Below are 19353 nucleotides of genomic sequence, written 5' to 3'. Positions count from 1 at the left end.
AACCATGCCCAGCGCCACGCCACCAGTCACCGCCCTCATCGCCGAAGACGAACCCCTGCTGGCACAAGCGCTGCAAGCCGAGTTGGCCCGTGCGTGGCCTGCTCTGCAGGTGCTACGCACTGTGGGTGATGGCGCATGCGCCGTGCAAGCCACGCTGGAGTTGCTGCCGCAGGTGCTGTTTTTCGACATCCGCATGCCAGGCATGAGTGGGCTTGATGCCGCACTGGAACTGGCTGAGCTGTGGCCCCCAGCGCATGTGCCGGAGCGCCCTTTTCCGGCTTTGGTGTTTGTCACGGCGTACGACCAGTATGCCGTGCAGGCCTTTGAGGCACAGGCCATGGATTACCTGCTCAAACCCGTGCAAACCGAACGCCTGCGCAAAACCGTAGCCAAGCTACAAGCAGCACTGCAGATCGACAGCACCACACCACAAGCCAGCCTCAACACCACGCTCAGTCAGTTGTGTGGACTGCTGCAAGCCCAGCAAGCCTCCAGCACCGCCACCCCACAAGCCACGCTGCAAGTGCTGCAGGCCAGCGTGGGCAACCACATCCACATGGTGCCCATCGAATCCGTGCTGTACTTGGAAGCGGCAGACAAGTACCTGCGTGTACTGACTGCAGAGCGTGAATACCTGTTGCGCACCCCGCTCAAAGACTTGCTGCCACAGCTCGATCCGCAGGTGTTTTGGCAAATCCACCGTGGCACCGTGGTGCGTGCCAGCGCCATAGACACCATCAGCCGCGACCACACAGGCCGCCTGACTCTGAACCTGCGCGGACACGGCGACACACTGGTCGTCAGCCGCCTCTACGCCCACCGCTTCAAAGCCATGTAGGGCGGCTAAGGCGGTGGAATAATGGCCGCCACAGCAACCAGGGAGACACACATGAAAGTCGGAATTGTCGGTGCGGGCATGGTAGGCAGTTCAGCGGGCTATGCCTTGGCGCTAATGGGTTTGGTCACCGAGATCGTGCTCATTGACCACAACCATGCGCTGGCCATCGCACAAGCCGAGGACATTGCCCACGCGGTGCCCTTCATGTCCTCCACCGTCGTGAACGCGGGCCAATGGTCTGACTTGGCTGGGGCAGGTATCGTTATCTTGGCCGCAGGGGTGAGCCAAAAGCCGGGAGAGACCCGCCTAGAGCTGCTGGAGCGCAATGCTGCGGTATTCCGCGCGGTACTGGCCCAAGTGCTGCCAGTGGCACCTGATGCCATTTTCTTGATAGCGTCCAACCCCGTAGACATCATGACCCAGATCACCACCCGTTTGTCTGGACTGGATCCTAGGCGGGTCATTGGTTCGGGCACCATATTGGACACCGCCCGCTTTCGCAGCCTTATTGGCCGCCATTTGGGCATATCGCCGCAATCCGTACACGCCTATGTGTTGGGCGAACACGGGGACAGCGAGGTACTGGCGTGGTCCAGCGCACGCGCAGGATCGGTGCCGCTTACCTCGTTTGCCGCACAAATTGGCGCACCACTGACCGATACCTTGCGCAGCCAAATTGATGATGGCGTGCGCAATGCTGCGTACAAAATCATCCATGGCAAAGGATCGACCTACTACGGCATTGGTGCGGGCTTGGCCCGCATCGTCAAAGCCATTGTGCAAGACCAACGCGATGTGCTATCGGTCTCTATCGCCACGCCCGAGGTGGCAGGCATACGCGATGTAGCCCTGTCCATTCCCCGCGTGGTGGGTGCCGCAGGGGTACTGAGCGATTTGTTCCCAGATCTGAGCGACGACGAACACGCAGCGCTGCACCGCAGCGCCACCTTGCTCAAAGAACGTGCCGATGCTGTGACCTTGTAGGGACAACACAAACGCGGCTATCAAACCGCTAGGTAGCCGCCATCCACTGGCAAGGTAACCCCGTTGATGTAACTGGCCATGTCGGAGGCCAAAAACACCGCCGCTTGCGCCACTTCCATGGGAAAACCCAAGCGGCCTGCGGGTATGCGGGCCATAAAACGCTGCAAACGCTCGGGGTTGGCCCGCGTTGCGGCGGTCATGGGCGTCTCAATAACCCCTGGAGCGATCACATTGACGCGGATGCCACTGGCCGCCAAATCCGCCACCATGGACTGTGAGAGCAAACGCACCGCGGCCTTGGATGCCGAATAGCCCACCGCATTGGGTTGACCATGAAAAGAAGCCCCCGAAGAGATGTTCACCACCGTGCCCCGAGTGGCGCGCAATGCGGGCAAAAAAGCATGCATCACATTGAACACGCCAAGCACATTCACATCCATCACTTGGCGTACAGCGGCATGGGCTTGGGGGCTGTCCAGTCCCTCGCGCAATATCACCCCGGCATTGTTAACGAGGATGCTCACTGCCCCGACTTGGGCTTGCACTTGTGCCGCCAAACGCACCACCGCCTCGTTGTCCGTCACATCCAGTGCAAACACCCAACCCTGCCCACCAAGGGCCTGCACTTGGGCCAAGGTGTCACTGCATGCGCTGGCGTCACGGTCAGTGATGACCACCCGTGCCCCCGCTTGGGCATAGGCCAGCGCAATGGCTTGGCCAATGCCACTGGCCGCTCCGGTAATCAAGGCCAAACGATCGTGTAGCAAACCCCTAGGTGGTGCAGGCATATGCAAAAGCTCCAAAGTGATTCAGGTAAATGATTCAGGCAATAGGCCATGCACCATAGCAAAAATGCCTATGCCACAGTGCCATCACCAGTGCCGTCACAATAGCGCCATGCTGTATCTGTCCTTGGCGTTTTTTGGGTGCATCGCGGGCATCACCACCGTGTTGTTTGGTTTTGGAGGTGGGTTTGTAGTGGTGCCGCTGCTGTACCAAGCACTGCTGATCAGCCATGGCACCGAGAGCACAGTGGGGCAAGCGGCCATGCACATCGCGGTGGCCACCTCCACCAGTGTGATGGTGGTGAGCTCACTCATGGCAACGCAGCGCCACTACCGCGCAGGCAATTTGCGCCGTAACGAGATATGGCCTCTGGCCGCTTTCATTGGTCTGGGTTCCATGCTGGGGGCGTATCTAGCCTCCCATAGCACTGGGCCCACCGTGCGCTGGGCCTTTGTGGTGTATTTGGGCATCACCATTGCCGACTGCTGGTTGCGACGCGGTTTCTTGGCCGCGCACGAGCACCGCGCCACTGTCTCCTTGCCCCGTGTGGCAACCGTTTTCGGGGGCACGGCCATTGGGGCCATCGCCACGTTCTTGGGGGTGGGTGGCAGTGTGATGACGGTGCCCCTGCTGCGCCGCCGTGGCTTGAGCATGAGCCGCGCAACGGCCACTGCCAATCCGCTGACCACTCCAGTGGGGTTGGTGGGCTGCGCTTCCTACATGGCCGCAGGGCTGCTACTGCCCTCGCCCTTGGGCGCTTGGTATGCAGGCTATGTGGACTTGCTGGCTTTTGCGGTACTCACGCTGGGGTCGCTGTGCGGGGTCAAACTGGCATCGCCCTGGATTGGCCGCATACCGGATCGGGTGCACGCACAGGTCTATATCGGCCTGCTGGTTCTGGTTTTGGCGGTGATGCTGGTGCACTAAGCCCATGGCATGGCAGAGAACATCCTCAGCCTTGTATCGGGAGCCACTAGGGTGCAAGCAGGGGCAGAAAATTCACTGAACCATATGAATCGCTTGGTATTGCAAACGCCCACCCACATACACCTCCTGTGTGCGGATGGTGTCGAGCGTTTCCACAGAACTCTCGTAGGGATTGCGGTCCACAATTTGCAAATCCGCCCATTTGCCCACCTCCAGCGAGCCCGTCTGCGCGGCTAGTCGCAGCTGCCATGCACCATTAATAGTCATTGCCCGCACCGCCTGCTGCACGGTGATGCCCTGCTGCGGGTTGAGCAGCAGCCCCAAGCCTGTGCGGCGGTTCATGGCCGTCTGCATGAGCGCAAAACCATCGGGGGCGAACATGGGGCTGTCGGCATGCAGGGTGGGATGCACGCCATAGTCAAATGCACTGCGCACCGGCAATGTTTGCCAAGCCGCTTGCAATCCCACAATAGACTGCGCCAAGGCATCGCCATAGAACTTGATGTGGTGAATGTGAAATGACGGCGTTACCTGCAACTGTGCCAACTGCTGCATGCGCTCTGCAGGCAAAAATACACCATGCTCCAAGCGTACAGAGGGAGTCGCTCCCGCCAAGGGACCTGCCAGCTCTATAGCATGGAGCACCGCAGCATTGGACGCATCGCCTTGGCTGTGGATGGCCACCTGCCACCCTGCTGCGGTGTAGCGTTGAATTTTCTCCACCAATGCAGCCTCTTCAATCATGGCCTGGCCATGACTGCCGGCACGAATCCCCAGTGTGCGCCCTAAAGGACTGTCTAAATACGGCTTACTGGTGTACATGCTGCCCGTGTAGGGCGAGCCGTCATGCCACAACTTCAGCCCCAGAACCCGAAAGTACGGGTCTTGCGTGTCGGGTATATCCGGCAAATACTGCAGCTCGTCTTCCACCAAATAGAAAAACTGCCGAATGCGTGGCCTGAGCTGGCGCGACGCCGCTACCTTGGCCAGCATTGGCGGCACGTTGTAGCCCAGTGACGCCACTGAAGTCACCCCACGGGCCAATAAACCATCGAGCACATCCACATAGCGGTTGTAGACCTTCCACGGTGACTTCAGTCCCTTGAGCAAAGGCGCTGCAGCACGGGTCTCGGCGACAAATCCCGTCAAATCGCCCTGCGCATCACGCTCGTAATAGGAGCCGGCCCCGGGATCTGGGGAGTCCCTGCCGATGCCTGCCTCGGCAAACGCTCGGCTATTGGCCCAAAAGGAGTGCAAGGTTTGCGACACCAGCACCAGCGGATTGTCGGGTGCCATGGCATCAAGCTCTTGGCGGCTGGGTATTTTCAAATCTGGCGTCAGGATGGCATCAAGCCCACCAGCATAAATCCACGCCCCTTTGGGCTGCTCGGCAATCGCTTGCCGCAAAGCCTGCCACACCTGCGCATTGCTGCGGTAGCGAAAACCAGAAAGATCAACCGCACCACTAAAAACGGCAGTAATGGACGGATGCTCATGCGCAGCCACAAAGCCCGGCATGAGGGTGCGGCCCTTGAGATCGACCAACAAGGTGCCGGCACCTCGCGTGGCCATTACGTCCTCTGAGCTGCCCACAGCGGTGATAACACCATCGCGGATGGCCAGTGCCTGCGCTACGTGGTCTTGGGCATCGACCGTCAAAACCGGACCGCCATAAAAAATCACGTCTGGGTTGCTGCCTTTGCACCCCACAAGAAGCAGTCCTGCACAAGCCAGCAGCATCATGCGCCGCAACGGCAGACAAGCCTGAAGTTTCATGCTGCGCACGAACACTTGAGCGTTGGCAACCACTGCCATTACCAGCAGTGGTGTACCAAAGGCTTGGCGTAGCGAGCGTAGATCGCATCCAACGCCTTCATGGTGTTCTCGGACAGTGCGGGCAGGTCTGCTGCGGCCACGTTGTCTTGCACTTGGGCGGGATTCTTGCCCCCGGGTATAGAACAGGTCACCGCCGGGTGCATTTGAATCCAACGCAGCGCCATTTGCGCCATGCTTTGACCCGCTGGCACCAAGGGGCGCATGGCCTCTACGGCCTGCAAGCCGACAGCGAAGTCCAGTCCCGAGAAGGTTTCCCCCTTGTCAAACGCCGCCCCCTCGCGGTTGAAGGCACGGTGGTCATCAGCGGCAAACGCGCTGTGGGCATGCATCTTGCCGCTGAGCAAACCACTGGAGAGCGGCAAGCGCGCCAAAATGCCCACGCCGCGTTTTTGCGTCTGTTCAAACAGCAACTCGGCCGGGCGCTGGCGAAACAGGTTGTAGATGATTTGCACGCTTTGCACAGCGGGGTATTCAATTGCCTTGAGCGCTTCTTCCACCTTTTCCACACTCACGCCGTAGTGGCGCAGCTTGCCTGCTTGTACCAAGTCGTCGAGTACACCAAACACTTCGGGCATGTAAAACACCTCGGTCGGTGGGCAGTGCAGTTGCAGCAGGTCTATGGCCTCGGTATTAAGGTTGCGCATGCTGCGCTCCACAAACGCCGTGAGGTTGGCGCGCGTAAAACCGGCGGCCACATGCGGACTGAGCCGCCGGCCGGCCTTGGTGGCCACGTAAAACGGTTCGCTGCGCTCTTGGCGCAGCCGGGCCAACAAGCGCTCGCTGCGGCCATCGCCATACACATCGGCGGTGTCAAAGAAATTGACGCCTAAATCCAAGGCCCGGTGCAGCGCAGCCATGGAGTCTGCATCGTCCACCGCTCCCCATGTGCCGCCAATAGCCCAAGCACCAAAACTCACGGTTGAAATATTCCAGCCGGTGCGGCCCAAAGGACGGTATTGCATAGGTGTCTCCTCGTGTGATTGCTCTTTAGTCCTGCAGGCTATTTAACCAAAGTGGCTAGACAGTAGCGTGACCAATACCCATGCCCATGAAAGTGGGATTCATACACCGTTCAGGCACCAAACCACCCTTGCGTTTGGGCATGGCGCAATTGCCCATCGAGATAGGCCCACAGTGCAGGACACCCCGTCTCAATCGGTGGACGGATGCGTTTGACCACGCGCTCGTAGCTGATGCCGTTTTCGCGCCAGCTCTGGCCGCTGTTGGCTAGGTTGAGCAAGACCGGCATGGCACGGTCTGCGGCATGGGCAAAACGGGCTTCCGGGGTGGCCGCGTCTTCAAACTCCTGCCACAACGCCAAAAAGCGGGCAGCTTGCTCAGAGGGCAGCAGACCAAAGATGCGCTGTACGGCAGCCAACTCGGCGGCTTTGCGCTCTTGCCACCCTTCTTCGGCGTAGGCGATGGTGTCGCCCGTGTCGATCTCGCCGATGTCGTGCACCAGCAGCATGGCCACTACGCGGTTCATGTCCAAGGCCTGCGGAGCATAGGGAGCCAAAGACGATGCCAAGAGCGCAATTTGCCAACTGTGCTCGGCCGAGTTTTCTTGGCGATCCAAACCCAGCGGGCGGGTTTTGCGGGTCACCCCTTTGAGCTTGTCCAGCTCCAAGACGAAATCGATGATGGCTTGCATGGTCAATCCTGCTCTCGTACCGCTCAAGCCACGCACTGCTGTGGGTAGATGAACTTGATATCGGTGATATTTTTCTTGCCAATGCCGGGCAGCAAGGCATCTCCATGGATGTAGCCACCTTGGCTGCGAAAGGCTGGCACCGCATCGGCTCTACCCTGCTCTGCGGCATACAGCGCAGCCAGCGCCAGCGGCTCGGCATCGTCAAAACGGCAATACATGTGCTGGCTACTGGGCACCAACCAGCCCCGGTGGGCACGTTGGCGAAAAATATTGGCGCCTATGGCTTTGGCCAAGTCCAGGTACTGCGTTGCGCCTGTCGTACGGGCCACCTCCAGCACGGCAAATAGCGTGACCGCATCACTGGCAGTCGTGGCCAGATTGGCCTGCGGCTTAGCTGGGTTATCGGCGTTCCAGTCACCCAAGCCAAAATGGCCTGCCATGGCTACCACCGCGGGCCACAGCGTGGCCTTGCCACTGGCAGCCCAAGCGGTGGCATAGGTCAGTAGCATGATGGGAGCGATTTTTTCGCGGCGCAATTCCCAGCCCTTTTGGCCGTAGTAACCATAGCGCGGTACCTTGTGCCCAGTCAGATCCTTGCCATCGGCAAACATGGGCTTGATCTCGTTGGTCTGCGGGTCGTAGGCGTAGCGCGCATAGGCCTCTAGGCCCGACACCGTCCAATCCATCAGCTTGCGGCCACACTCACCTAGCTGGCGCGCCATGGAGACTTGCGCCAGCGAGGCATCGCCATAAATACCTTGGGGGCCGTTGAGCGCTTCTTCATCCATCTTGAACAGCACCCATGCTTCCATGGCCACAGCGCCGTATTCGGGCCCAAACTGGCGCTGCGCCCTGTCGCCGTAGTAAGAGAAGGTGTACTGTGGGTCGTTTTCGTCGGTAGGCGGCTCTTCCCGCTTGGTGGGGCGGTTGAACTGGTAGCAGCCCAACCCAGTGTGCGGGTAACGGCTGCGCACGTACTGCCAAGACATGAACTCGGCCCAGTTGAGCGCCCCTTGATCGTGTTCGGCCAAATACGCTTGGCAAGCGGCGTAGATCAAGTCGTTGCCCACATTCACAAACGACAGGCCTTTGGCCTCGCGCAGCACCTCTAAATCCTCACGGCGCGGTTGATCCCAAAAGCCCTGCTCCACCGTGGGTTTGCCGTAGTCGCCGTGGCGCGATAGCTCTACCGTATCCCAATTGAAGATATGGCTGTTCCAAATCGCTTTGATGAGCTTGGACGTCGCCTTGGCATCGGTCTCGTACATCAGCTCATAAAACGGGTAATGGTGCTTGAGCTCGTGCACCATGTTTTTGTTTTCAGGCCCTGCTGGCTGCAGCGTCTTGAGATCGATGAAAGAATGCCCGCCCCAGCGCAGCAAGCCGCTGCTGTCTGCATGGTCGAAATGCCAGCGCAGGGCCGCTTGGGCCGCGTTCTTGTAATCCCCGTTGCCCGTCAGCGCCGACAGTGCGCTCAACAGCCGAAACAAGTTTTGCTGCGACGCCAAATTGGATGGCTCCCAATCCGTGCCATCGACATTTTTCCAAGTGACAGGTCGGCCACTAAAGCTATCAGCCCCATCGAAAAAAAGAGGGGTCCCATGGTAGGGATCGCGGTATTGGCTCAGTATCCTATCGGCATAGCCACACAAGTAATCGAGCACCATACTCATTGCGACTTGCGCAACTTGTTGGCCAAGTGCTTGTCTTCAGCAGCACGGGCGCTGTTGCCGTTGCTGCGGGCGGTCAGGTCTGGGGCCAAGGCCTCGCGTCCATCGAACACAAAACAATCGCCCTTGTAGTGGGCACCACCGGTTTCCTCAAAGTATTTGAGGATGCCGCCTTCCAGTTGGTAGACGTGATCCAGCCCTGCGTCTTGCATGTAAATGGCCGCTTTTTCACAGCGAATGCCACCCGTGCAAAAGCTCACCACCGTTTTGCCTTCTAGGTCTGCCTTGTGCGCTTGCAGCGCGTCAGGAAACTCCGAGAACTTGGTAATGCGCCAGTCAATCGCCCCTTCGAACGTGCCGTAGTCCACTTCAAAGGCGTTGCGCGTATCCAGCGTCACCACGGGACGGCCCTCATCGTCGTGCCCTTGGTCGAGCCAGCGTTTGACAGTGGCAGGTGGCACCGCTGGTGCACGGCCTTCGGCGGGACGAATGGCCGGGTGGTTCATGCGGATGATTTCGCGCTTGACTTTGACCAGCATCTTGCGAAACGGCTGTCGCTCAGACCAACTTTCTTTGGGCTCTAAGTCCGCAAAGCGGCTATCGGCATGCAGCACTGCCACAAAGTCGCGCACAGCCGCCTCAGGGCCAGCCACAAAAAGATTGAGCCCTTCCTCAGCGACGAGGATAGAGCCCTTGAGTTCCAGTTCTGTCGCCTTGGCTTGCAGCAGATCACGCAGATCGGCAGCGTCAGGGATAGGGACAAATTTGTAAGCGGAGATATTGAGAATATTTTGCACGGGTCGCATTTTCGCTTAACTCCACAGTGGTGGCTTGTTCACCATGAGGTAAAACACGACCACCATGGCGACGAATGCGGGATAACCGAGGCGTTCCCACCACTTAGCATAGAGCCAGTAGCGTGCGGGTAGCGCAGTCTGTTCGTGCAATGCTTGCTCGGCCATCTTCACCATCTGCAATTGCAACCAGACCACAGGCAGCCAACACAAGCCTGCCAACGCATACAGAGCCAGCGATAGCACGAGCCATGGCGTTGCGAGACCAAAGCCTGCCCAATGCGCCAGAACTACACCCGTGATGGGCTGAAGGATGACCGTGGGTGTGGTGAACCACCAGTCAGCCCGCACGACCAAGCGCCCCACAATGACCTGGGCTTCTAAGCTTTTGCTGCGGTTGGCGAAGAAGAGATAAAACGCCGAACCAAATCCGGTGCCGGCCAGTAGGACGCTGGAGACGATGTGCAGCCATTTGACGATGAGGTAACTGTTCATGTCGGCTCCTTCATGAGCGCCCACAACAGGGCAGCGAGAGGAATGTTTTTAAGCAGCGGTCCCAGCGGATGCAGCCATAGCGATGGCTGCAGGATCGTAGCAATCGCCGTCATGACGAGCATCATCACCATGGCCGCAGCGTAAACCCAGCGTCGAGGCCGTAGCAACAGCAGCACACCTAGCGCCAGATCGACGGCGATGCCCGCCAAAATCGCTGGAGCTATCCAGACTTCGGCTATGTTGGCCTGCACCAGCAGGTCACGCCCAATGCCGTCGCGTTCGATCCAGCTCACCCAGGCAGTACCGAGCCAAACTATGACCAGACTCCAACGCAGCAAATCACGGATATGGCGGCTCATGTGGCGAGCTCCTGACTAGGGGTGAGAAAGAATTCAGGCGAGAGTGCCGCATGCCCTAGCAACTGATGAAATGCTTGCGCAGGTGCTGTGTTGTCTTGCTGGAGCAGGGTCAAGGTTTCGGTGCCCCAGGGTGTTAGAGGAATGAGGTCACCCATGCGAGCGCTCCATCGTGAAAGTCGATCCGGCAAGGGCCACACGCGTGCCGGTGCCAAGGTCATTTGCTGGCGCAGCTCGGCGATGAACTCGGCCAGGGTGCATGCACGTGGCCCGACACAGGCCAAGGTGTCCTGCTTGCCGGGCGGTGCGCTCAACAGTGTGCTGACTACCTGGGCGAGATCATGTACATGCACGGGTTGCACTTTGGTCCGCAAGGCTGCTCCGGGCAGTATGAGGAAAGCCATTTGGGCCAGTTTGAGAAACAACTCACTGCTGGCACCGCCGAGGCCAAAGACGATGCTGGGTCGCAGGATCACGCCGTCGGTTTGGCCCGCTGCGTTGAGCGCGAGAAGGCTTTCATCGGCTGCACGTTTGCTGCTGGCATACAGCGTGGGGTTGCCATCTACCCCCAAGGCCGATACTTGCACGATGCGTCGCACACCGGCCACAGCACAGGCTTCAAACAAAGCACGGGGCGAATCAGTGTGGATGGCAGTCATGGGGGTACGGCGACTGTTGCGCAAGATGCCCACCGCGTTCACGACGGCGTCGACGCCTTGCAAGCGATCCCTCCACACAGTGGCTTGCACATCATGCGTGTAGTCCATCGCAATGTCACCGCCACGACGCATCCCGCGCAAGACGGTATGCCCTTGCTGGCGCAGTGCTGCGCTGATGTGTCGTCCAATAAAGCCTTCAGCACCGCAGACTAGGATGTTCATGACGATCTCCTTTTGAAATTTCAGTAAAAACAGAAATATTCCGTCAAAAAAAAGCCCATGCAGGGCTTTAGCTTTTGCTCCCACCGCTGTCGTTTCCACGCACAAATTTTTGCACGCTGGCTCCCATGCGCAACACTTTTTCTAGAGTGGACGGCGACAGGCGCAGCATTTCATCGGCCCAACTGCCCAGCGAATCCATGAGGTGCAGCGTTTCACGTACGCGATCTTGGGTATCCGAGGGCTCTTTCTCGAATTTCTCGTTTGCAACCAAGTCCCGCAGCATGCGCACCGTGGGGTCGAATTCGCGCTCTTTGCGCTCGCGGATGACGGTTCGAAAAAGCTCCCACACATCAGTCGATGTTTCAAAATAGTCGCGCCGATCACCCAGCACATGGGCAACACGGATGAGGTTCCAGTTCAGCAGCTCTTTGATGCTGGTGCTAACGTTGGAGCGCGCCACGCCCAAGGTGTCGCCAATTTCTTCGGCATGCATGGGGCGGCCATGAAAGAAGAGCAAGGCATGAATTTGCGAAACGGTGCGATTGACCCCCCAAGCGGAGCCCATTTCTCCCCAGTGAATGACGAAACGGCGGGCAATGTCGGTGAGTTCCATGGCATGAAGTGTATTTCATCAGAAATTTCTGTCAATAAAGAAATTTATGAATTTTCTACTCTGCATCTCATTTGCGCTGAAGCCACATGCTTACTTCGAGCGCAAATGGGGATCAGTTATTGGACGAAGCGACTGCCTCGCGACAGGATGGTCAGATCCACCCAAGTACTGCCACTTTGCTGTCCAGGCCCGTAGTTCAGCACAAAGCCACCGAGGTCAATACGCCCGACTGTGGGCGTGGCCTTGAGAATCCCCTCTCGCGTCAGATTGTTACCCGCCTTGCGCAGGATGGCGACCAAGGCCTTGGCAGCAATGCACGATTCCAAGTTGGTGTAGTTCAACTTGGCACCATTTAATGCAGCAAGGGCCTCAGCGCATTCTTTGATGATAGGCACCGATATTTGATTGGCCGCACGCGGTGAAGGCATCACTTGCGAAACCACAGTACCACGGGCCAAGTTGCCAACCGACTCCACCAGTTCATCCGGATTCACGAACGAGAGGGCTGCTACCGGTATAGGTATCCCCTTGTCCGTCGATATTTTCAGGTATTCACCAACAACATTGAACTGTGTCGTTGCCAAGACATAGTGGGGTTGGTCTTGGGTCAGAGCAGCCACTTGCGCCTCGGTTATAGGTGCCCCTCGCTTAACTGCCACGCCCTTGGGTTTACTCACGCCCGCCTCTACAAACACTGAGGCAACGGCGTCATAGTTGCTCTGGCCAACGTCATCGTCGTAATACAACACCACCGCTTTGTTGGCCCCCACAGACCGCTTGTTTTCCATGATCTTCGCGACCTCGTCACGGTAAGAGGCTCGCACGCTATAGATATTCGGATGACTACGCAGGCTGGGCGATCCACTAAAGGGCGCAAAAAACAACATGTTGTTGTGTACGACTTGAGACAGCGCATCGATGCTGGTGGTGGCCGAGTTATAGCCAAAAAGCACGTGGGCACCGTTCTGGGTGATCAATTGCTGAGAATTCTCAGCCGCTCGTTGGCGGTTGTTGGCATTGTCCAGCGTCACCAACTTGATCTTGCGTCCACCCAACTGGTTGCTGGCATTGGCCCGGTTGAAGATGGCAAGAGCACCATCACGCATGTCGCGCCCGATATCGGCATTGCTGCCGCTTAAAGGGACGGATTGTCCAATGACAATTTCTTGTGCCCAAACCGAAAGACTGAGCCCCCCGAAAGCGAGTGCCGCACCCAACACAACGTTTATCTTGCGCATAGATACCCCTTTTCTAGCGAAACAGTGGCGCTTAAACAGCGAAGACTCCCTTACAGGAAATTTACAGCACCTCACCAGACAGATGCATCTATTCGTTCAGCAGGAAAACCCTGTATTGGTAACGCCGTCTGCTCGATTGACCAGCCTCATGAGGCAGTTGTCAAAATAACGACAAGCTCTCACACGCACACGACAGTTACTAGCCATTACATCGTTGTCAGTCGCGAGAATGCGCTCACAGTGGACCGCATAGGCGCATCCTAGGTTGCAAGATGCGCCACGTCACTCGCCGTTTGCGCCAAGGGACATGCTTGGCATCTTGGACAGGACAGAATCACGCGCCTGGACGCAACCCCAGCCAGCCAGGTGAGGCATCACCCTTGACCTCCCCAAAGTACACCGCAAAAGTTTGCCTCCAACGCTCGGCTTCGGCACGATCGTCCATAAAGCTCACGAATTCGGGCAGATTGGCGTTGGCGTATTCCCAAACTGGACGCAAACCATCGGGAGTACGCGTATCGGTACGGATAGACCAACCATTGGCCGCGACCTGCTGACGTGCACGCGAAGTCTGCCAGCTCATATAGAGCTTGGCCGCACTAAGATTGCGTGCACCTTTGACAATAGCGGCACGCTGCCCCCAAGCCAAGAAGGGATGTCCTTCTGCAAAAAACCAGCGAATCTTGCCACTCTGATCAAGCAGAGATCCCGATCCCCCTACACCGATCTGTTTCTGCTGCTGCGTGAGAGCCAAGCGAGGCGTATGCGACCCCCGCGCAAAAGCAGGCTCTTGTGCTGCAAATCGGCGAATCCAATCCCAGCCATAGGTCTCGGCATAACGCTTGAAAAGAAACAACACAGCGTCATCGTCATGCGGATAGGATGAAGCGATCTTGCCACGCCACACCGGATCGACCAGCGCTTGCGGATTGGTCGGTGGAACACCCACCACGCTGCTGTCATACATGCAGCTAAAGGCGATCACACCGATCGCCATCCAAGCACCATCGGCATCCTTGAAACCCGTGTGGATGTGCTCAAAACCAGTCGGCTTGAAGGCCTGCAAACGCCCCAAACGCTTCCAACGCGGAAAGTTTTGCAAGGTTTGCAGTTGGATGACATCCGGCACCACGGCATTATTGGCAAACTGGTTATCCAAACGCACATCGTGGAACTTGCTGTAATCGACCACGATCTGGATGTCGATTCCCGAAAACTGCTTCTGGAAAGCAGCCTTCACCGCATCTTGCTGAACCGGGGTATCGCCACCTGCGTAAATCACCAGTTTTCCGCCCTCGGCCAGCGCTGCTGCATGTAGCTGGCGCATCGCCTCGGACTCCATTTCCATGACATCTTGCGTGGCTGCCATAGAGCGTCCAGCCCCAAGCACCAAAGGTGCTGCAAGCGCAGCTTGCAAGAGCTGTCGTCGCTGACTTGATGCTACATAATTTTGTTGCCCCATGAATGACTCCTTTGAGATTGAGATTGATGAAACCACACTAAGTGTGCAAGGGAATAACCGTGCCAATACCCAGACCCGCTTAGTGCAAAGCAGCCCCAACCTTATTTCGAGAAAGAAAAATGTTTGAAATCTGCATAACCTACTCTTGTTGCCACAAAAGACGGCGTCCCTGAAGCGGCTTGAGCAAATAAGCCCACCTGTGCTCCAACCCATCGTCCAGGCTGCGTGAGCATCACAGGACCTAGCTTTGTAAAGTTGTTGCCGTCTAGGCTATAGCTGAAAGAAACTTTGGCATGGATAGACCGCAGCATGGATGGCCAAAAGTGGGGAAAACTTGGGGCGTGTTCAGCAACGGTGACAGGCTCGAAATACGCCCTTACCCAAACAGGCCCATTCACCTTGACGGGCGCAGTTAGTACAGTTTCTTGTCCACCGGCATTGGCACGGGGTCGAGTGACTTGCACAAGCTTGAGGCCATCGGCTGTATTTTCAAGACCTATCCAACCATAGTCATAACCAAGAACCAGAAGACCGGCACGTTCACCTGATAAATTGGGTTTTAACTCAAGCTGCACCGTGGCAGAAAAATGCATGCCTGGCAATTTTTGAGTCAGCATGCTGCCGCTTTCCCAAAGGTTCGACGATGAGGATACGGCCTTGAGCCGGAGCGCACCGCGTACGCTGGTATCTACCCAGTCTGCTTGCGGATTGGCATTCCATTGCCAGCCCAAATGAAAGCCATTTTCAAATTCATCATTGGCGAGCGCTGCGGTGCGGCGCTGCGATGGAAGATTGGGCTTGCGATAGCTCGTAACAGGTTGTCCAAAAGTCTCATCCGCTTGACGCTCTCCGATGATGGGCCAATCATCATCCATCCACGTCATGGGCTGCAACAAAACCCTGCGACCATAGGAATCGGTGTCTTGAAAGTGAATAAACCAATCCTCATTACTGCTGGTCGTTACCCACGCCCCCTGATGTGGGCCATTGAAATCACTTGAGCCTTGATCCATTACGTTTCTGCCCTCATAGGGGCCGTATATGGATTTTGAACGGAATACCCCTTGCCACCCACCTTTCACCGATCCTGCAGGGGCAAAAACGTAATACCAACCCTTGCGCTTGTATAGCTTGGGCCCCTCCGTGGTAAACCAAGGCTTTTCCCCTTGCGAAGTTTTCACTTTGGGCTGTTTACCACCATCGATGATAGGTATCGCTTCACCGATGGTTGCCGTTCCATCCTGCGACAATTTTTTCAGCGCAATGATATTGTTTATCCCCGCGCGTGAAGCCGCATAAGCAAATGCCAGATAGCCCTGACCGTCATCATCCCAAAACGGAGCAGGATCTATCGCTCCTTTGGTGCTATCGACCAAAATCGGCTTTGACCAAGGCCCCTTTGGGTCTTGAGCGGTCACCACAAATATGCCGAAATCTGGATCGGGGTAATAGATATGAAACTTTCCCTTATAAAACCGAATAGCCGGAGCCCAAACACCCCCCCCACGACGCGCTACGCTGTGATGTGCTTCTGGAACATTCGCTGCAAGGGCATAGCTGATGATGCTCCAGTTCACCAGATCTTTTGAATGCAGTACCGGAAGACCTGGAATATTCGTGAATGACGAAGCCGTGAGGTAGTAATCATCGCCAACCCGTATGACATCGACATCGGAATAGTCTCCTTGCAATATCGGGTTAACGTATGAGCCATTGCCTTGATCTGACATCCATACGCCTGCAGGCATTTGGGTGTATGGAGTGATCAGTGGCGTCTCAGCCGAATGGGCTACAGACATCCACAAAATCGAGCAAAAGAACACCAGTGTTAGCTGTCTCATTTTTTCTCCACCTGCCTAATAAGAAATCCCATGCCACATAGCCCAATAGGCTATGCACTTACCTCTGAGACTTTTAGAGATCGCGTCCCCATACTTCAATCTGCGTCAAAGCCGGGAAGGGAGAGGGGTCATCTGCCTTCACCAACGAATGCAGTTTCAACCACTCAATCTTTCGCTCGACAAAAGAGAAGCGCTGCGCGGCACCTGATTTATGCAGTGACAAATCCACGGTCTCACCATCGGAAAATGTCACACTGACTCTTTCCCACCAAGCATCGTGTGGAAAGTCAGCCCGGAGATAAAGCACCACCTCATCCGCCATTACGGGCCGTCCGAACTCAAGCGTTAATGCAGCCTGCGGATCACGATTAATCCCCCAACTGGTGAAGGGCCAAGAACCGTGATCGAAACAGGCTTTTTCACCGTCAATGGCATTACGCGCCGCAAACGGTGACTCTCCGCGCGTTTCAACATTGGCTATCGCATGCGGATAAAGCGATTGGTTGCCGTGATGATCCAAAGAATTGAGCGCCAAGTTGCGACGAGCCCCAATTTCAAAGCGTGCCGCCCTGCGCACATGCAGGCGATGGCATTCGCCCAAGAACGCTTGCGGCGCGTAGGACATTCGCTTCTCACCAAAAGGAATGGGGAAGCCAAAAGACGACTCCTTCAGGAAAACGATGGATGGCACCATCGCAGCTTCCAGAGACACATAAACATGCGCTGACTCTGAAGCCGTCAAAATCAATTGATCACCGTCTTGGTACTCTTTTCCATAGACAAGGATGAGTTCATCGTCGGCCGACGCCTCTGCCCTCACCTGTCCTGCCTTATCCACAACCTTTAGGCTAAGTTTCATGCGTTTTTCTTTCCTCTGTGCAGATGTGTTAACGTAAACACACTGGGCGCAGTTTAAAAGTCCTGAGGATCTATTGCCAATGCGGAAAAACCCGTGATTCAGACTGGTTCAATCCTCATGGAATATCTTTCAAGATGCGCTTAAACCAGTGCGCACCTACACCTTGACGTTCGTACGCAGCAGCGCGGTTCGCAACTCGCGGGTGGCTGGTTTTGATACATCCACGGCTTTCACGGCCAAGTCAAATGAGGAGCCTGGCTTGATGTGGGCTGGCAGCAGCTTTTTGATGGGGGTGATTTTGGGGTGCTTGCCACCAGCAGCACACATGCGCACGGCAAAGCCTTGTTCGTCCAGCACGCCTTTGGCATACAGCTCTGCCAATTGAGGCATGGACACAAAGGTGGAACGCTTCACATCTCTAGCCCCCGGTTCGCTCACGGTGCGGACGATTTCAAACTTGCCAAGCGAATCGCGCTGCGTGTTGGTAAACGGATGCAGCACCACCGACTCGCTCTTGCCCCCTTTGGGCGGCGTGATGGTGTGCTCAACGGCAATGTCTGTCAGCAGCATGTGTTTTCCTTTGAATGGGGCTGCACCATAACAAAAACCGCGCAGTCCTTTCGGAGTCCGCGCGGTTTGTCATCAATTAACCATCCACTCTGAGACTTCGCAAAATCACTGGTACGACCAATGGAGGCAGGTCAGCATCCACATTGCGGTAACGACAGTCACATGCTTTCTTTCCGATGCAGCAAATCGTAATCATTCGACCTCCGTTTGAGGTTGGCTAGATGACTAAAAATGGGGGGTACTTGATGGGAATAGGAAATGCAAACTGAGCCCCCAGAATTGCCAGGGTTTGGGGTTGTTGAGCCTATTTGCTCTGGTGTGCGTGCTGACTCGGTCGCGTCGGGACTAGCGCGGCGATGTGGTCGATCAGTTCCAGCGTCGCGAAGAGCAGCTCGTCTGCATCCACATCCTCAAACACGGCATCAACGACACACACATGGAAGCAGAAATGCTGATTGAGACTGAAGCCTAAGTGGTGGGCTTTCATCTTTTTGCAAGACTTTGACCAGATCGCGGTCAGCGCCTTGCACCAGGCCGCCCATCAATGACGCCGTCCATCATTTCCGCCACGTCCAAGCGTGCTGTACACGGTGCCCATTTCCAAGCCGATGATGCCCCCAACATTTTCTTGGGCACTTCAGCAACCATTATTGAATTCGCATCACCGGGCAACAAGCCTACGCCACACAGGGTTTACAGCAGTTTCGGCAATGACGACGCCAGCATGGCTAGGCCTGAGAGCGTGAGCAGCACCAGAATGATTTGCCGAAAGCGCACCTCGCTCAGCCCGATGTAGACATGTGCGCCAAGGCGCGAGGTGATCAGCACGACGGGCACAATGGCCAAGATAGAGATCCATTGCGAGGCCACCACCAAGCCCTGTGCCACATAGAGCAGCATGGCCACGATCAGCATCACGAGGTTGAAGTTCTGAATGATGGCGCGCGCTTCGTCGCGTGGCAGCTGGCGCAGCGTGCACCACAGCGTGGGGATCGCGCCGGTGAAGCCGCCCACGCCGCCCATGAAGCCGCCGATCCAACCCACGACACCATCGCCCAGCCGGCTGCCGCGCACCGGGCGCATGCGCGTGGCCAGCAGCATGAAAGGGCACCAGATCAACAGCATCGCGCCCAGGCAGGCTTTGAACAGCTGAAGGTTGAGCATGGGCAGCACCCACACGCCCACGGGGACACCGACGAGTCCGCCAAGCAGAAATGGCGCAAGCGCACGCCAGTCCAGCTTGCGGCGCACGGTAAAGGCGGCGGTGATCTGCCCCGTGAGTGCCCCCGTCACGGCCAGCGCCGCGGCGAGCTTGGGATCCAGAAACCAGGCCCAGATGGAGAGCGACACCAGACCAAAGGCAAAGCCCGAGAGGCCTTGCACAAAGCCGGCCACAGCGGCACCCATGAACAGCACAAGGAGAGATTCAGTCATGGATGGGTGGGTTTCTTAATCCAGAAAGGCTTGCGCGAACTCGCGCGCAATAGCCGCAAACACGCCGCCCTTGGCGGTGTCGCCGCCTTGCGGGTTCACGATCTCGACCGCAGATAGG

Annotated in this window: 19 protein-coding genes; 3 read left to right on the top strand and 16 right to left on the bottom strand. The window is 56.9% G+C overall.

The genetic code is table 11. The features are described from left to right. Positions 1-4: 4 nt before the first annotated feature. Both KIK84_RS12115 and KIK84_RS12110 read left to right on the top strand, forming a co-directional pair. Positions 5-838, top strand: coding sequence for a LytR/AlgR family response regulator transcription factor (locus tag KIK84_RS12115; RefSeq protein ID WP_214123367.1), 834 nt, complete (start codon positions 5-7; stop codon positions 836-838). A gap of 51 nt (positions 839-889) precedes the next feature. After that, positions 890-1822 (top strand): L-lactate dehydrogenase, encoded by a 933-nt coding sequence (locus KIK84_RS12110; RefSeq protein WP_214123366.1) that lies wholly within the window; start codon positions 890-892, stop codon positions 1820-1822. 20 nt (positions 1823-1842) lie between these two features. On the opposite strand, the gene KIK84_RS12105 is transcribed toward KIK84_RS12110, so the two are convergent. Further along, positions 1843-2610 (bottom strand): SDR family NAD(P)-dependent oxidoreductase, encoded by a 768-nt coding sequence (locus tag KIK84_RS12105; protein ID WP_214123365.1) that lies wholly within the window; start codon positions 2608-2610, stop codon positions 1843-1845. Between the two features lie 109 nt (positions 2611-2719). Here KIK84_RS12105 and KIK84_RS12100 point away from each other — a divergent pair, with 109 nt between their 5' ends. Beyond that, positions 2720-3535: a sulfite exporter TauE/SafE family protein gene (locus tag KIK84_RS12100; RefSeq protein WP_214123364.1), complete on the top strand. Its 816-nt coding sequence runs from the start codon at positions 2720-2722 to the stop codon at positions 3533-3535. A gap of 72 nt (positions 3536-3607) precedes the next feature. Here KIK84_RS12100 and KIK84_RS12095 read toward each other — a convergent pair whose 3' ends face one another. The 15 genes from KIK84_RS12095 to KIK84_RS12025 form a co-directional block, all read right to left on the bottom strand. After that, positions 3608-5311, bottom strand: coding sequence for an amidohydrolase (locus tag KIK84_RS12095; RefSeq protein ID WP_214123363.1), 1704 nt, complete (start codon positions 5309-5311; stop codon positions 3608-3610). 38 nt (positions 5312-5349) lie between these two features. Then, the gene (locus KIK84_RS12090) at positions 5350-6333 is read right to left on the bottom strand and encodes an aldo/keto reductase (protein ID WP_214123362.1); all 984 of its coding nucleotides are present in this window, start codon (positions 6331-6333) and stop codon (positions 5350-5352) included. 110 nt (positions 6334-6443) lie between these two features. Next, positions 6444-7022, bottom strand: a complete 579-nt coding sequence (locus KIK84_RS12085) for an HD domain-containing protein (protein WP_214123361.1) — start codon at positions 7020-7022, stop codon at positions 6444-6446. 23 nt (positions 7023-7045) lie between these two features. Beyond that, positions 7046-8689, bottom strand: a complete 1644-nt coding sequence (locus tag KIK84_RS12080) for a hypothetical protein (protein WP_214123360.1) — start codon at positions 8687-8689, stop codon at positions 7046-7048. Between the two features lie 2 nt (positions 8690-8691). Next, the gene (locus KIK84_RS12075) at positions 8692-9498 is read right to left on the bottom strand and encodes a sulfurtransferase (RefSeq protein WP_250207945.1); all 807 of its coding nucleotides are present in this window, start codon (positions 9496-9498) and stop codon (positions 8692-8694) included. Positions 9499-9504: 6 nt separating this feature from the next. Then, positions 9505-9981 carry a DUF2269 family protein gene (locus tag KIK84_RS12070; RefSeq protein WP_214123358.1) on the bottom strand — a complete coding sequence of 159 codons (477 nt, stop codon included), beginning with the start codon at positions 9979-9981 and terminating at the stop codon, positions 9505-9507. Next, positions 9978-10340 (bottom strand): DoxX-like family protein, encoded by a 363-nt coding sequence (locus KIK84_RS12065; RefSeq protein WP_214123357.1) that lies wholly within the window; start codon positions 10338-10340, stop codon positions 9978-9980. Before KIK84_RS12065 ends, KIK84_RS12070 begins: the two co-directional genes overlap by 4 nt. Next, a complete protein-coding gene (locus KIK84_RS12060) occupies positions 10337-11218 on the bottom strand; it encodes an NAD-dependent epimerase/dehydratase family protein (RefSeq protein ID WP_214123356.1) in 882 nt (293 codons plus the stop codon). The genes KIK84_RS12065 and KIK84_RS12060 overlap by 4 nt, the downstream gene beginning before the upstream one ends. 67 nt (positions 11219-11285) lie before the next feature. Continuing rightward, the gene (locus KIK84_RS12055) at positions 11286-11831 is read right to left on the bottom strand and encodes a GbsR/MarR family transcriptional regulator (protein ID WP_214123355.1); all 546 of its coding nucleotides are present in this window, start codon (positions 11829-11831) and stop codon (positions 11286-11288) included. 116 nt (positions 11832-11947) lie between these two features. Then, entirely contained in the window at positions 11948-13069 is a 1122-nt protein-coding gene (locus tag KIK84_RS12050) for an ABC transporter substrate-binding protein (protein WP_214123354.1), read from the bottom strand. A 334-nt stretch (positions 13070-13403) separates the two neighbouring features. Further along, positions 13404-14438 (bottom strand): ABC transporter substrate-binding protein, encoded by a 1035-nt coding sequence (locus KIK84_RS12045; protein WP_250207944.1) that lies wholly within the window; start codon positions 14436-14438, stop codon positions 13404-13406. Positions 14439-14632: 194 nt separating this feature from the next. Next, the gene (locus KIK84_RS12040) at positions 14633-16372 is read right to left on the bottom strand and encodes a glycoside hydrolase family 43 protein (protein ID WP_214123352.1); all 1740 of its coding nucleotides are present in this window, start codon (positions 16370-16372) and stop codon (positions 14633-14635) included. 73 nt (positions 16373-16445) lie between these two features. Then, a complete protein-coding gene (locus tag KIK84_RS12035) occupies positions 16446-17231 on the bottom strand; it encodes a DUF7402 domain-containing protein (protein ID WP_214123351.1) in 786 nt (261 codons plus the stop codon). A gap of 156 nt (positions 17232-17387) precedes the next feature. After that, positions 17388-17801, bottom strand: a complete 414-nt coding sequence (locus tag KIK84_RS12030) for a hypothetical protein (RefSeq protein WP_214123350.1) — start codon at positions 17799-17801, stop codon at positions 17388-17390. A 693-nt stretch (positions 17802-18494) separates the two neighbouring features. Then, positions 18495-19235 carry a sulfite exporter TauE/SafE family protein gene (locus tag KIK84_RS12025; RefSeq protein ID WP_214123349.1) on the bottom strand — a complete coding sequence of 247 codons (741 nt, stop codon included), beginning with the start codon at positions 19233-19235 and terminating at the stop codon, positions 18495-18497. Positions 19236-19353 lie beyond the last annotated feature (118 nt).

Source organism: Curvibacter sp. CHRR-16, from assembly GCF_018474005.1.
Taxonomy (GTDB): Bacteria; Pseudomonadota; Gammaproteobacteria; order Burkholderiales; family Burkholderiaceae_C; genus Allorhodoferax.
The sequence above is the reverse complement of the archived record's forward strand: the minus strand, read 5'-3'. Positions and strand labels throughout refer to the sequence as shown.

What these genes read in the sequence shown, in the direction of transcription:
- KIK84_RS12115 (WP_214123367.1), top strand. Translation starts at nt 5, where the DNA reads ATGCCCAGCGCCACGCCACCAGTCACCGCCCTCATCGCCGAAGACGAA.
- KIK84_RS12045 (WP_250207944.1), bottom strand. Translation starts at nt 14,438, where the DNA reads ATGGCAGCCACGCAAGATGTCATGGAAATGGAGTCCGAGGCGATGCGC.
- KIK84_RS12035 (WP_214123351.1), bottom strand. Translation starts at nt 17,231, where the DNA reads ATGAAACTTAGCCTAAAGGTTGTGGATAAGGCAGGACAGGTGAGGGCA.
- KIK84_RS12070 (WP_214123358.1), bottom strand. Translation starts at nt 9,981, where the DNA reads ATGAACAGTTACCTCATCGTCAAATGGCTGCACATCGTCTCCAGCGTC.
- KIK84_RS12095 (WP_214123363.1), bottom strand. Translation starts at nt 5,311, where the DNA reads ATGAAACTTCAGGCTTGTCTGCCGTTGCGGCGCATGATGCTGCTGGCT.
- KIK84_RS12110 (WP_214123366.1), top strand. Translation starts at nt 890, where the DNA reads ATGAAAGTCGGAATTGTCGGTGCGGGCATGGTAGGCAGTTCAGCGGGC.
- KIK84_RS12040 (WP_214123352.1), bottom strand. Translation starts at nt 16,372, where the DNA reads ATGAGACAGCTAACACTGGTGTTCTTTTGCTCGATTTTGTGGATGTCT.
- KIK84_RS12090 (WP_214123362.1), bottom strand. Translation starts at nt 6,333, where the DNA reads ATGCAATACCGTCCTTTGGGCCGCACCGGCTGGAATATTTCAACCGTG.
- KIK84_RS12080 (WP_214123360.1), bottom strand. Translation starts at nt 8,689, where the DNA reads ATGGTGCTCGATTACTTGTGTGGCTATGCCGATAGGATACTGAGCCAA.
- KIK84_RS12030 (WP_214123350.1), bottom strand. Translation starts at nt 17,801, where the DNA reads ATGCTGCTGACAGACATTGCCGTTGAGCACACCATCACGCCGCCCAAA.
- KIK84_RS12055 (WP_214123355.1), bottom strand. Translation starts at nt 11,831, where the DNA reads ATGGAACTCACCGACATTGCCCGCCGTTTCGTCATTCACTGGGGAGAA.
- KIK84_RS12050 (WP_214123354.1), bottom strand. Translation starts at nt 13,069, where the DNA reads ATGCGCAAGATAAACGTTGTGTTGGGTGCGGCACTCGCTTTCGGGGGG.
- KIK84_RS12105 (WP_214123365.1), bottom strand. Translation starts at nt 2,610, where the DNA reads ATGCCTGCACCACCTAGGGGTTTGCTACACGATCGTTTGGCCTTGATT.
- KIK84_RS12060 (WP_214123356.1), bottom strand. Translation starts at nt 11,218, where the DNA reads ATGAACATCCTAGTCTGCGGTGCTGAAGGCTTTATTGGACGACACATC.
- KIK84_RS12025 (WP_214123349.1), bottom strand. Translation starts at nt 19,235, where the DNA reads ATGACTGAATCTCTCCTTGTGCTGTTCATGGGTGCCGCTGTGGCCGGC.
- KIK84_RS12065 (WP_214123357.1), bottom strand. Translation starts at nt 10,340, where the DNA reads ATGAGCCGCCATATCCGTGATTTGCTGCGTTGGAGTCTGGTCATAGTT.
- KIK84_RS12075 (WP_250207945.1), bottom strand. Translation starts at nt 9,498, where the DNA reads ATGCGACCCGTGCAAAATATTCTCAATATCTCCGCTTACAAATTTGTC.
- KIK84_RS12100 (WP_214123364.1), top strand. Translation starts at nt 2,720, where the DNA reads ATGCTGTATCTGTCCTTGGCGTTTTTTGGGTGCATCGCGGGCATCACC.
- KIK84_RS12085 (WP_214123361.1), bottom strand. Translation starts at nt 7,022, where the DNA reads ATGCAAGCCATCATCGATTTCGTCTTGGAGCTGGACAAGCTCAAAGGG.